Genomic DNA, 12,000 nt, shown 5'->3' on the forward strand with positions numbered 1-12,000 from the left:
CCGCTGCGGCGCGGCAACCGCGCGGCCTTCCGCGAGCGCACCCGGGCGGATCGGCTCCTTTCCGCTCAGCGGGAGTCCGGTGTCGCTGCTGCCGACGAGGCGGCTGAAACCCTGGGGTGGTCCGAGTCACGGGAGGAATGCGAACAATGCGAACTCAGGTCGCCATCATCGGCGGGGGACCGGCGGGGCTGCTGCTCTCGCACATGCTGCACCTGCGGGGCGTCGACTCCGTGGTGCTGGAGCGGCGCAGCCAGGAACACGTCCAGCAGCGGGTGCGCGCGGGCGTCCTCGAGCAGGGCACCGTCGACCTGCTGCACTCGGTCGGCGTGGGCGAGCGGCTGGCCGCCGAGGGCGACGTGCACCGCGGGGTCTACGTGCAGTTCGACGGCGAGCACGTGCACATCCCGTTCACCGAGCTCACCGGCCGGGCCATCACCGTCTACGGCCAGGCCAACGTGGTGCGCGACCTCGCCGAGCGCCGCGCCGCCGACGGCGGTCGGATCCACCACGGGGTCTCCGACGTCTCCGTGCACGACGTGACCACCGACCGCCCGTTCGTGCGGTTCACCCACGAGGGCGCGCAGCACGAGCTGGAGGCCGACTTCGTCGTCGGCTGCGACGGCTTCCACGGCGTGTGCCGGGACACCATCCCCGAGGACGTGCGCACCGTCTACGAGCGGGTCTACCCCTTCGGCTGGCTCGGCGTCCTCGCCGAGGTCCCCCCGTCCACCGACGAGCTCATCTACTCCAACCACCGCAACGGCTTCGCGCTGCACAGCATGCGCTCGGCCGAGCTCAGCCGGCTGTACCTGCAGTGCTCGCCGGAGGAGTCGGCCGCGGACTGGTCGGACCAGCAGATCTGGGACGAGCTCGCCGTCCGCCTCGGCAGCGAGGGCTGGAGCCTGCGCCAGGGGCCGATCATCGACAAGAGCGTCACGGCGATGCGCAGCTTCGTCTCCGAGCCGATGCGCTACGGATCGCTGTTCCTCGCCGGCGACTCGGCGCACATCGTGCCGCCCACCGGGGCGAAGGGGCTCAACCTGGCCGTCGCCGACGTGTACCGGCTGTGCGAGGCGCTGGACGACTACTACGGCAGCGGCAGCACCACCGGGCTGGACACGTACTCGCAGGACTGCCTGCTGCGGGTCTGGCGCGTGCAGCACTTCTCCTGGTGGATGACCTCGCTGACGCACCGCTTCGGCGGGCCGGACGCGGCGTTCGACCGGCGGCTGCAGCGCTCGCAGTTCGACTACCTGCGCAACTCGACCGCCGCGGCGACCACGCTGGCGGAGAACTACGTGGGCATGCCGCTGGTCTGAGCGGGTCGGGCCGGCCGGTGCGCTGCGCACCGGGGCGCCCGCCTGCACTGCGTGCCGGTGGGCCCGCACGGGCTCCGCGCCGACACCCGGTGCGCCTGGCGGGGTGGCCGCCGAGTCGGCACCCCGCGGGAGCCCGGGCACCCCGCGGGAATCCGGGCACCCCTGGGGGCACCGCTCACGTCCGGTCGGCGAGTCCGCTCGTCAGTTCCGCGAGCTCGTCGAGCCGCCGCAGGGACGCCTCCTGCGGTTCGGTCGGCAGGGCGAGCAGCGCCTCGTCCACCCCGGACTCGGCGTACTCCTCGAGCGTGGCGCGGTCGGCCGGTGCGGCGTACACCGACACGGGAACGCGCCAGCCGGCGCGGTCGCGGACCTTCTCGATCCGCTCCCCGAGGTTCTCGGTGCCACCGCGGGGCAGCCAGCCGCCGCCGTACTCGGCCACCCGCTCCACCGAGCGCTCGCTCTCCCCGCCCACGTAGATCGGCGGGTGCGGGGTCTGCACCGGCTTGGGCCAGGCGTAGATCGGGTCGAAATCCACGTGCTCGCCGTGGAACTCGGCCCGCTCCTCGGTCCAGACGGCGCGCATGGCGCGGATCCGCTCGTCCATGAGAGCGCCCCGGCGGGACGGGTCCGTGCCGTGGTTGCGCATCTCCTCGCGGTTCCAGCCCGCACCGACGCCGAGCACGAACCGCCCACCCGAGACCACGTCGAGGCTGGCGACCTCCTTGGCGGTGGTGATCGGATCGCGTTCGATGATCAGTGCGATCCCGGTGCCGACGACGAGCCGCTCGGTGACCGCCGCCGCTGCGGTGAGCGCGACGAACGGGTCCAACGTGCGGTAGTAGATCCGGGGCAGGTCGCCGCCACCGGGGTAGGGGGTCTCCCGACTGGCGGGGATGTGCGTGTGCTCGGCGATGAACAGCGAGTCGAAACCGCGCTGCTCCGAGGCCTGGGCGAGCGGGGCCGGTGGGATTCCTTCGTCGGTGATGAACGTCTGGATGCCGAACCGCATCGGATCCTCCTGTCGGGGTCGGGGTGTTCGGAGACCTCGCCGGACGGGCGCGCCGACATGAGATGATCATGGAAGCGTGCGGCTCGCCGGCGCGGACGAGGGTCAACCGATTCCGGCCACAACCGTAGAGGGGGGTTCGGGCGTCGTGCAGGGATGTGACGGTGTCGATCGCAGTGCCCGTGACCGCCTGGCCGGGCGACGGGCTGGCGGCCATGGATGAACTGACGGACAAGCTGACCGACCTCTACCAGGAGAACTACCGGCAACTCCTGCGCATCGCCGTGCTGCTGGTGGACGACCGCGGCAGCGCGGAGGACATCGTGCAGGACGCGTTCGTGCGGGTGTACGACTCCCGGGCGCGGTTGCGCGATCCGGACAAGGCGCTGGCGTTCCTGCGGCAGGCCGTGCTGAACCGGGCCCGTTCGGTGCTGCGGCGCCGGCGCGTCGCCCGGCGGTACCAGCCCCGCCTGGCCACGCGCGACGCGCAACCGGACGACACGGGCCGCGGCGTGGACCGCGCGGTGCTCAGCGCTGCGCTGGCGCAGCTGCCGCGGCGGCAGCGGGAGGCCATCGTGCTGCGCTACTACGCCGACCTCAGCGAAGCGCGGACCGCCAGCGTGATGGGATGCAGCCCGGGAGCGGTGAAGGCGTACTGCTCGCGGGGTGCCGCGCGGCTGGTCGAGTTGCTGGGGGAGCGGGCGTGAGCGGTGAGCGGGAGTCCACAGCGGAACGGCTGCGCGCCCACCTGCAGCGCGCCGTCGAGGACGTGGAACCGGAACCGGGCGCGTTCGCCCGCGTGCTCGCCCGCACGCGCAGGCGCCGCCACCGCCGGGTTCCGGTGCTGTCGGCCGCGGTGACCGCCGCCGCGGCCTGCGGCCTGCTCGTCTACGTCCTCGCCGGGTCGCAGCCCGAGGGCGAGCCGCACCCGGTGAGCGTGCGCCCGAACAGCTACGTCGCCACCGCGGAACCCGGTGTGCTGGCGCTGTACGACATCGCCGGCGGGGGGCGCGGTCCGGACCTGGCGCGGTTCGACCGGAGCCGCCCCGAAGCGCTCGCCGGCACAGCCGAGAACGTGTACGTGCTGGTCGCCGGGACGCAGCGGGAGATCTTCGCCGTCTCGCCCGACGGGCAGCGCCGCCCGGTGGCGCGCGTGCCGGACACGGCTGATCCGTCGATCCTCGCGGCCCGCTCCGGTCGCGTCGCCTACGTCGACCGGCGCGCCGCCGGCGAGGCGGTGGTGCTCGTGGCCGGCGATCGGCGGCGGGAACTCGACGTGCCCGCGGGTTCGAGCGTGCGCGACGTGGCGCTGACCGGGGGCGGACGCGTGGGCGTGCTGCTCGGCGAGGGGCGCTCGACCGAGCTCCGCGTGGTGGATCCGTCCGCGGGCGCGGTCGAGGGCCCGGCGGTGTCCGGTCTGGACAGCGGGGAGTGCGGACCGCTGGCGGTGACCGGCAGCGAGAGCGGTGTGGCGGTGCTGCGGCCCGCCGCGTGCGGCAGCGGCGAGGTGCGCGTGACGAAAGTGGACGGTGCTTCCGGCGCGGTCACCGGCGCCGGTGTCCCGTTCACCGCGGGGGAGCTGCGCCCGGGCCGGCCGCAGCTGTCCACCGACCGGTTGGGGCGGGTGCTCGTCTCCGCGGGGCAGCGGCAGTGGCTCGTGGACGGCGCCGTGGTCCGCGACGTCCCCGCGCAGTGCGCCGCGGACTGCGCCGGGCGGCCCGCGACGCTGTGGGGCTAGACCGGGAGGCGGCGACCCGCACCGGCCGGGCGGCGGGACATGCCCGGGCCGGCGCGAAACGCCCGGCCGGTGTCGATCATCGGGGAGAATCACCCGCGGTGGATGCGCGGAATCGTCGCGGGGAACTGCTCCGGCTCGCGCGGACGGCGCTGGACCGCCCGCGCGGGCAGCTCCTCGCCGCCCTCGCGGTGTCGGCCTGGACGTTCGGGTGGATCGGCGGGCAGCTGCCGGCCGGTGCGGAACCGAGCGCGTTCGACGTGCTCGGGGCGATGCTCGCGCGGCTCGGGCTGGGCGGTGAGACGTGGAGCGCGCAGCTCGCCGCGGCGTGGTCCACCGGTGCCGCGGCGCTGCCCGTGGTGGGAGGGCTGCTCTGGGCCGCCACCACCGAGCGGCACCAGAGCCCGGCGCTGTTCGGGTGGGTGGCGGTGATGCTCGGCTCGGAGCACCTCGGCTACCGCCCCGCGTTCGTGCTCGGGGCCGTCGCGCTGGCCGCTGTGATCGCCCTGCTGTGCGGGTGCGCGATGCTCACCGGCAACTTCGTCGACCGCAGTCCGGTGCTGGTGCCGGCCGACGTGTTGCGCGCCGGGGTGGTCGCCGCGGCGCTGACCGCGGTCGTGCCGCTGCTGCTGCCGCTGCAGCTCGGAGCCTGGCTGACCCGGGCCTACGTGACGCTTCCGCCGCGGCGGCTGCCGCGGCCCGGGCGGTCCGCGCGCGGCGGGTGCGCGGGGGCGGCGCAGGAGGGCGGAGCGGTTCCCGAGCCCCGCTCGGAGCGGTCGGCGCAGCCCCGGTCGGAGCGGTCCGAGGAGTGACCGGAGCCGCGGGTGCGGCGTGCTGCACGGCCGGGCCGCAAGACCCGACAGCGGTAGCTGTGTCACTCGGGAGAGTGATATTCGCGGAGAGCGGGGCAGTGGCCGGGCTCGTGCTGCTTTCGGGGTGATCTTCGTCGGAACGGTTGTCAGCTGCGATGATCACGCGCGGTGCTCGACTCCCTCGCCAGCTGTGGCCGCCCGCGGCCGGGGGCGGGCCCGGTGCTGCGCTGTGGCGCGTGATCGCAACCCCTGTGCAGAATGACGCGTCGAAAGGTGATCGTCATCGGCCCGGTCAGCCACCCGGGGGCCGACTGATCGACGTCGTCGAGGTCGTAGGGGAAGACGTCCCTCGTCGAAGCGGAGGTCAGCAGTGAGCACCCGTGGCAGCACGCGTGGCCCCACGAGCGGCGTGGTCTACGTCCACTCATCGCCGTCTGCGGTCTGTCCGCACGTCGAGTGGGCCGTGTCCGGAGCTCTCGGGGTCCGCACCGAACTGCGCTGGACGGCGCAACCGGCAGCCCCCGGTCAGCTCCGCGCCGACTGCACGTGGTCCGGAGAACCGGGCACCGGCGCGCGCCTCGTCGCGGCGCTGCGCGCGTGGCCGATGTTGCGGTTCGAGGTCACCGAGGACCCCAGTCCGGGCATGGACGGGCAGCGCTTCTGCCACGTTCCGAGCCTCGGGCTGTGGCGCGCGTGCACCAGCGCCAACGGCGACATCGTCGTGGGCGAGGACCAGCTGCGCGCGCTGACCGCCGAGCCGGGCGCGCCGGAGTCCGTGCACCACCGCGTGCAGCAGCTGCTGGGTGCCGCCTGGGACGCGGAGTTGGAACCGTTCCGGCACGCCGCCGAAGGCGACCCCGTCACGACGCTGCACCGCGTCGGCTGAACTGCGGCCCGGGCGTGGTCGCCGGCCGCGGGTGCCGCGCCCGGCGAGCGCGCTCGCCGGGCGCGCCCGCAGGTCACCGGGCGCGCTCGCAGGTCACCGGGCGCGCTCGCAGGTCACCGGGCGCGCTCGCCGATCACCGCCGTGGTGGAGTGGGCGCGCACCGCGGTGTGCGAAGCTGGAGCAGTGCGATCGCGTGCCTGGTGGAAATGGAGCCTTCCCCTCGCGGTGGTCGTGCTGCTGGGGTCCCTCGCCGGGGGAGCGGTGGCGCGCCAGCTGTACCGGCCCGCCGCGTCGGCGCAGCGGCCGCCCGTCGCCGAACCGGGCGGGTTGCTGCGGTTCACCCCGGGATCCGACGTGCACCCCGACCGGGACGTGGTCGGCGAGCTGCTGCGCACGCACTTCAGCGCGATCAACGAGCGGGACTACGCCGCGTGGCAGTCCACCGTCACCCCGGCGAAGCAGGCCGAGATGCCGCCGGGGAAGTGGCACGAGGAGTACGCCTCCACGCGCGACAGCGACGTGCTCGTGCACCGCATCGAGTCCGGTTCCCGCCGCGACCTGCGCGTGCACCTGAGCTTCACCAGTCACCAGGACCCCGGCGACGCGCCGCCGCAGCTGCCGCGCCCCTGCGTGCGCTGGCGCGTCGTCTACCCGCTCGAGGTGGGCGACGACGGGCCGCGGCTGGCCACCTCCGGACTGCCCGGCAGCGCCCTCGTCGGCCGCTGCTGAGATCCCTCCTGCCCAGGCGGGTGAGACACCCCCGGGCAGGAGAGGGGCCGGGCCCTCCGGGGAGGGTGTGGCGCCGCACCGGACCACGCTGGAACCGTTCCAGAGAGCACAATTTTCATGAAAATTGTGAGTTGTCCCCACACGTGTGCAGGACAATCCGTCCCCACGCGATCGGAGAGGAGGGGAGGTGTATCCGGCTCGGGAGCGACCAGGCCGTGCCGAGGTTCCTCCCCGCCACTCCTGGGCACCCGGGGTCAACCCGGACATCCAGCCGGCTGGCCGGGCGCGTGTCCGCCCGAGGCCCGCGGTCCGGCCTCCGAGGCTCAGAGGGGGATGTTGCCGTGCGCACCGCGGCCGGCGGGGGCGGCGGCCAGCGCCTCGGCGAGGCACCTGCGCGTGTCGTCGGTCTCGAGGACCTCGTCGACCACGCCGATCGACATCGCCCGGTCGACACCCCCGGCCACGCGCTGGTGCTCCTCGGTGAGCTGCTCGCGCAGCGCCTCGCGCTCCTCCTCCGGAGCGGCGGCCAGCTTCTTGCGGTGCACGATGTCGACCGCCGCCTTGGCGCCCATCACCGCGACCTCGGCGTTCGGCCAGGCGAACACGTTCGTCGCCCCCAGCGCCGCCGCGTTCATCGCGATGTAGGCACCGCCGTAGGACTTGCGCGTCACCAGCGTCACCCGCGGCACGACCGACTCGCCGAACGCGTGCAGCAGCTTCGCCCCGCGCCGCACGACGCCGCCCCACTCCTGGTCCACCCCCGGCAGGTAGCCGGGCACGTCCACGAGCACCACGAGCGGCACGCCGAACGAGTCGCACATCCGCACGAACCGCGCGGCCTTCTCCGCTGACAGCGAGTCGAGGCAGCCGCCCTTGCGCAGCGGGTTGTTCGCCAGCACGCCCACGGTGCGGCCGCCGAGCCTGCCGAGACCGGTCACCATGTTCGGCGCCCACCGCGTCTGCAGCTCGGCGAACTCCGCCGAGCCGTCCGCGCGCGAGTCCAGCAGGTCGTGCACCAGCGGCTTGACGTCGTAGGCGCGCTGCGGGCGGTCCGGCAGGTGCTTGCCGAGGTCGCGCGGGGCCTGCACCGACGGCAGGTCGAACATGCCGGGAGTGGCGAACAGGCCCGTGATCTCGCGGGCCCGCGCGTAGGCGTCGGGCTCGTCGTCGGCGACCACGTGCACCACGCCGGACTTCGAACCGTGCGCCTCGGCGCCGCCGAGCCCCTCCTGGTCGATCTCCTCGCCGGTGACGCTGCGGACCACGTCCGGGCCGGTGACGAACACGCGCCCGTCCGGGGCCATGACGACGACGTCGGTCAGCGCCGGCCCGTACGCCGCGCCGCCCGCTGCCGGGCCGACCACCACGGAGATCTGCGGCACGCGACCGGAGGCGCGGATCATCGCCGCGAACATCTGCCCCATGCCGTCCAGCGACTCCACCCCCTCCGGGATGCGGGCACCGCCGGAGTGCCACACGCCGATCACCGGGCAGCGCTCCCGCACCGCCTGGTCGATGGCGTCGACGATGTGACCGCAGCCCGCCGAACCCAGCGCACCGCCCTTGGCCGTGGCGTCGCTGCAGTAGGCGATGACCCTGGCGCCGCCGATGCGGCCGCGCACGGCGAACATCCCGCTGTCGTCGCGCGGGTGCAGCGGTTCGATGGAGCCCTCGTCCAGCAGTTGTTCCAGGCGCTGCTCCGGGTCGCGGGGATCCCGCTGGTCCGGTGCGTGTTCCGGCCGGGTGGCCAGTGCGGTCATCGAAATGCCTCCACAGGGAGAACCGGGAAGGACGGGTGTCGCGGTGCGCGGCAGCGGCCGCGCACGCGGGGGAGCGACCCCGTGCGGCACCGGGCGGTGCCGCACGGGGGTTCCGGGTGAACGGGCGGATCAGGCCCGGGTGAAGGCGAGCGCCACGTTGTGCCCGCCGAAACCGAACGCGTTGTTCAGCGCCGCGGTCTGGGCGACTTCGCGCGGCTTGTCCGCGACCACGTCCACTTCGACCTTCGGGTCGATGGTCTCCAGGTTCGCCGTCGCGGGGATGACGCCGCTGTGCAGCGACAGGACGGTCACGATGCTCTCCACCGCCCCGGCGCCGCCGACGAGGTGGCCCAGCGCGCCCTTCGGCGCGGTGACCACCGCGTCCGAGCCGAGCGCCTGGTGCACCGAGTGGGCCTCGCCCACGTCCCCCACCGGTGTGGAGGTGGCGTGCGCGTTGACGTGCCCGATGTCCGCGGGCGAGAGGTCGCCGCTGCGCAGGGCCTTCTGCATCGCGTTGACCTGGCCCAGGCCGTCCGGGTGGCTGCCCGTGATGTGGTAGGCGTCCGAGGTGATGCCGTACCCGGCGAGGTAGCCGTACACCCGCGCGCCGCGCGCCCGGGCGTGCTCGGCGCTCTCCAGGACGACCACGCCGGCGGCCTCACCCATCACGAAGCCGTCGCGGTTCGCGTCGAACGGCCGCGAGGCGTGCTCCGGGTCGTCGTTGCGCGTGCTCAGGGTGCGAGCCTGCGCGAACCCGGCGATCGTGATCGGCGCGATGCAGGCCTCCGCCCCGCCGGCGAGGACCACGTCGGCCGCGCCGGAGCGGATCAGGTCCATGCCCTTGGCGAGCCCCTCCGCACCGGACGCGCAGGCCGAGGCGGGGGAGTGCACCCCCGCGCGCGCCCGCAGGTCGAGGCTGACGTGCGCCGCCGGACCGTTCGGCATGAGCATCGGCACCGTCAGCGGGGAGACCTTGCGCAGCCCGTCGCTCTTCAGGACGTCGTCCTGCTGCAGCAGCGTGACCGGGCCGCCGATCCCGGTCCCGATCGACACGCCCAGCCGCTCCGGCTCGACCGACTCGGCCTCGTCGGTGGGCAGGGCGTAGCCGGCGTCCTCCCACGCCTGCCGGGCGGCGATCAGCGCGATGGACTCGCACCGGTCCATCCGCCGCAGCTGGACGCGGGGGAGCACCTCGCCGGGCTCGGTCGCCAGCGGAGCGCCGAGCTTGGCGGGCAGCTCGTAGGTGTCCACCCAGTCGGCCTCGAGCCGGCGGACCCCCGAACGGGCGTTGAGCACTCCGTCCCATGTGGACGCGACGTCGCCGCCCAGCGGCGTCGTCGCGCCCAACCCGGTGATCGCTACGTCTGTGGTCATGCGTTCTTGGTGATGTAGTTCACCGCATCACCCACGGTCTTGAGGTTGGCCAGTTCGTCGTCCGGGATCTTCACGCCGAACTTGTCCTCGGCCTGCACGGCGATCTCCACCATGGACAGGGAGTCGATGTCCAGGTCGTCCACGAAGGACTTCTCGATGCTGACGTCGGCGGCGTCCACACCGGCGACCTCTTCGACGATCGAAGCCAGGCCGTCGACGATCTCGTTCTCGCTCACGGGTTTTCCCTTCCTCGTTCGATGTTGGAGCACGGCAGGACCGCCACGCGGGACGCGCGGCGGCTCACGGGCACACGGCGACCTGCGCGGCGTAGGACAGCCCGGCACCGAAGCCCACGAGCAGCATCACGTCCCCGCTGGAGATCTCCCCCGCAGCGCGCATGTGGTCGATGGACAGCGGGATCGATGCGGAGGACGTGTTGCCCGAGTAAACGATGTCACGTGCCACGACGAGGTCGTCACGCGCACCCTGGCTCTGCAGCTTGCGGGCGATCGCCTCGACGATGCGCAGATTCGCCTGGTGCGGCACCAGCACGTCCACGTCGGGCAGCGAGAGCCCCGCGCGCTGCACGGCCTGCTCGGCCACCGGAGCGATCTGCGTGCTCGCCCAGCGGAAGACCGACTGGCCCTCCTGGTAGATGTACTTGCCCTCGCGCAGGTAGATGGTGTCCACCAGGTCGCCGGCACTGCCCAGCACGCCAGGGGCCAGCTCCGGCTCCTCGGCCGGGCCCACCACGGCGGCGCCCGCGCCGTCGGCGAAGATGATGCAGTTGGCGCGGTCGGTCCAGTCGAGCCACTCCTGGAACCGCTCCGAACCGATGACGAGCACGTTGCGCGCCGTGCCGGCGCGGATCGCGTTGGTGGCCGCGTCGAGCGCGTAGACGAAGCCCGCGCAGGCGGCGTTGACGTCGGAGGCGCCCTTGGCGCCGACGCCGATCTGCTCGGACACCTGCGCTGCCGCGTTCGGGATCTGCCCCGGCATGGTGCAGGTGGCGACGAGCACCTGGTCCACGTCGGAGGGGCTCAACCCCGCGTCCGCGATCGCCTTCGCGCCGGATTCGACGGCCATGCTCACCACGGTCTGGTGCTCCTCGGCCAGGCGGCGGTGCACGATGCCGACGCGCTGCTGGATCCACTCGTCGTTGGTGTCGACGATCTCGGCGAGGTCGTGGTTGGTCACCACCCGGTTGCCCTGGGCGGAGCCGAAACCGAGCAGGCGCGCACCGGCAGCGGGGGCGGGCTGGTTGATGGTCGGTCGAGCGCTCACGCGGCGCCCTCCAGGAGGTCGGCGACCTTGTCCAGGTCGGCGGGGTTCTTCAGGGCCACGGTCGTGGTGCCTTTCAGGTCGCGGCGTACCAGCCCGGACAGCGTGCCCGCCGGCGGGAACTCCACCACGGCGTCCACCCCCTGCTCGCCGAGCGCGGCCATGCAGCGGTCCCAGCGCACCGGGTTGGTCACCTGCGACACGAGGCGCTGGAGCACCTCGGAGCCGTCGGTGACCACCGCGCCGTCGGCGTTCGACAGCAGCGGCATGCGGGCGTCGGCCGCGGTGAGCTTGTCGGCGTGCTGGGCCAGGCTCTCCCGCGCCGGTTCCATGAACCGGGTGTGGAAGGCCCCGGCCACCGCCAGCGGGCGCACCCGCGCCCCCGCCGGTGGCTGCTCCGAGAGCTGCTCCAGCGCGCTCGTCCGACCCGCGGCCACGATCTGCCCGCTGCCGTTGCGGTTGGCCGGGTCGAGGCCGAGCTGGTCCAGGTGCGACAGCACCGCCTCCTCGTCCCCGCCGAGCACCGCTGCCATGCCGGTGGGTTCCAGCGCGCAGGCCGAGGCCATCTCGCGGCCGCGCACGGCCGCGAGGTCGACGGCATCGTCCGGCGTCAGCGCACCGGCCAGCGCGGCGGCGGCGAGTTCACCGATGGAGTGCCCCGCGATCGGGGTCGTCTCCGGCAGCGTGAACCGCTCGCGCAGCTGGTCGGCCGCGACGAGGGTGGCCGCGACGACGAGCGGCTGGGTGACAGCGGTGTCCTTGATTTCCTCCGCGTCCGCGGTGGTGCCCAGGCGCAGCAGGTCCAGTCCGGTGCGCTCGCTCCAGGCGCCGATCTGCTCGGTCACGCCGTCGAGCTCCAACCACGGGCTGAGCATGCCGGGGGTCTGGGCACCCTGCCCGGGTGCCAACAGTGCGATCACGCCTGCCACTGAACACCTCGCGGCCGGGCGATCGGGATGACGGCAGGAACGAAGTCGCAGGCGCATTGTTGTGGGGTGTCCACAAATCCCCTGCGGAGCGGTGCCGCGCCGCGCCGAATGCGGGCTGCGGTGCCTGCTGTGCGTGATCTTGCTTGGACGCGCCGTCACCGCAGCTCGA

12 protein-coding genes are annotated in these 12,000 nt (G+C 73.6%); 6 read left to right on the top strand and 6 right to left on the bottom strand.

Features of this window, described 5'->3' with window-relative positions; all coding sequences use genetic code 11:
* The first annotated feature begins 146 nt into the window (after nt 1–146).
* A complete protein-coding gene (gene pobA / locus ACYVJE_RS20005; RefSeq protein WP_461145659.1) occupies nt 147–1,319 on the top strand; it encodes a 4-hydroxybenzoate 3-monooxygenase in 1,173 nt (390 codons plus the stop codon).
* A gap of 175 nt (nt 1,320–1,494) precedes the next feature.
* Here pobA and ACYVJE_RS20010 read toward each other — a convergent pair whose 3' ends face one another.
* Nucleotides 1,495–2,328: an LLM class F420-dependent oxidoreductase gene (locus ACYVJE_RS20010; protein ID WP_461145660.1), complete on the bottom strand. Its 834-nt coding sequence runs from the start codon at nt 2,326–2,328 to the stop codon at nt 1,495–1,497.
* Nucleotides 2,329–2,489: 161 nt separating this feature from the next.
* On the opposite strand from ACYVJE_RS20010, the gene ACYVJE_RS20015 reads away from it, so the two are divergent.
* The 5 genes from ACYVJE_RS20015 (at nt 2,490) to ACYVJE_RS20035 (ending at nt 6,487) form a co-directional block, all read left to right on the top strand.
* On the top strand, nt 2,490–3,032 hold the full coding sequence (locus ACYVJE_RS20015; RefSeq protein WP_459158831.1) for a SigE family RNA polymerase sigma factor: 543 nt from the start codon (nt 2,490–2,492) through the stop codon (nt 3,030–3,032).
* Nucleotides 3,029–4,063, top strand: coding sequence for a hypothetical protein (locus ACYVJE_RS20020; RefSeq protein WP_461145661.1), 1,035 nt, complete (start codon nt 3,029–3,031; stop codon nt 4,061–4,063). Before ACYVJE_RS20015 ends, ACYVJE_RS20020 begins: the two co-directional genes overlap by 4 nt.
* A 98-nt stretch (nt 4,064–4,161) precedes the next feature.
* Nucleotides 4,162–4,872: a hypothetical protein gene (locus ACYVJE_RS20025; RefSeq protein WP_461145662.1), complete on the top strand. Its 711-nt coding sequence runs from the start codon at nt 4,162–4,164 to the stop codon at nt 4,870–4,872.
* A gap of 409 nt (nt 4,873–5,281) precedes the next feature.
* Nucleotides 5,282–5,758, top strand: a complete 477-nt coding sequence (locus ACYVJE_RS20030) for a DUF3145 domain-containing protein (RefSeq protein WP_459159937.1) — start codon at nt 5,282–5,284, stop codon at nt 5,756–5,758.
* A 225-nt stretch (nt 5,759–5,983) separates the two neighbouring features.
* Nucleotides 5,984–6,487 (top strand): hypothetical protein, encoded by a 504-nt coding sequence (locus ACYVJE_RS20035; RefSeq protein ID WP_461145663.1) that lies wholly within the window; start codon nt 5,984–5,986, stop codon nt 6,485–6,487.
* A 323-nt stretch (nt 6,488–6,810) separates the two neighbouring features.
* Here ACYVJE_RS20035 and ACYVJE_RS20040 read toward each other — a convergent pair whose 3' ends face one another.
* The 5 genes from ACYVJE_RS20040 to ACYVJE_RS20060 form a co-directional block, all read right to left on the bottom strand.
* Nucleotides 6,811–8,247, bottom strand: a complete 1,437-nt coding sequence (locus ACYVJE_RS20040) for an acyl-CoA carboxylase subunit beta (RefSeq protein ID WP_461145664.1) — start codon at nt 8,245–8,247, stop codon at nt 6,811–6,813.
* Between the two features lie 129 nt (nt 8,248–8,376).
* Complete coding sequence (locus ACYVJE_RS20045; protein ID WP_461145665.1) at nt 8,377–9,621, bottom strand: beta-ketoacyl-[acyl-carrier-protein] synthase family protein; 1,245 nt, start codon at nt 9,619–9,621, stop codon at nt 8,377–8,379.
* Complete coding sequence (locus ACYVJE_RS20050) at nt 9,618–9,857, bottom strand: acyl carrier protein (RefSeq protein ID WP_459158837.1); 240 nt, start codon at nt 9,855–9,857, stop codon at nt 9,618–9,620. Before ACYVJE_RS20050 ends, ACYVJE_RS20045 begins: the two co-directional genes overlap by 4 nt.
* 64 nt (nt 9,858–9,921) lie before the next feature.
* The gene (locus ACYVJE_RS20055) at nt 9,922–10,905 is read right to left on the bottom strand and encodes a beta-ketoacyl-ACP synthase III (protein WP_461145666.1); all 984 of its coding nucleotides are present in this window, start codon (nt 10,903–10,905) and stop codon (nt 9,922–9,924) included.
* On the bottom strand, nt 10,902–11,822 hold the full coding sequence (locus ACYVJE_RS20060; RefSeq protein ID WP_461145667.1) for an ACP S-malonyltransferase: 921 nt from the start codon (nt 11,820–11,822) through the stop codon (nt 10,902–10,904). The genes ACYVJE_RS20055 and ACYVJE_RS20060 overlap by 4 nt, the downstream gene beginning before the upstream one ends.
* Nucleotides 11,823–12,000 lie beyond the last annotated feature (178 nt).

It is taken from the genome of Salinifilum aidingensis (assembly GCF_054782015.1).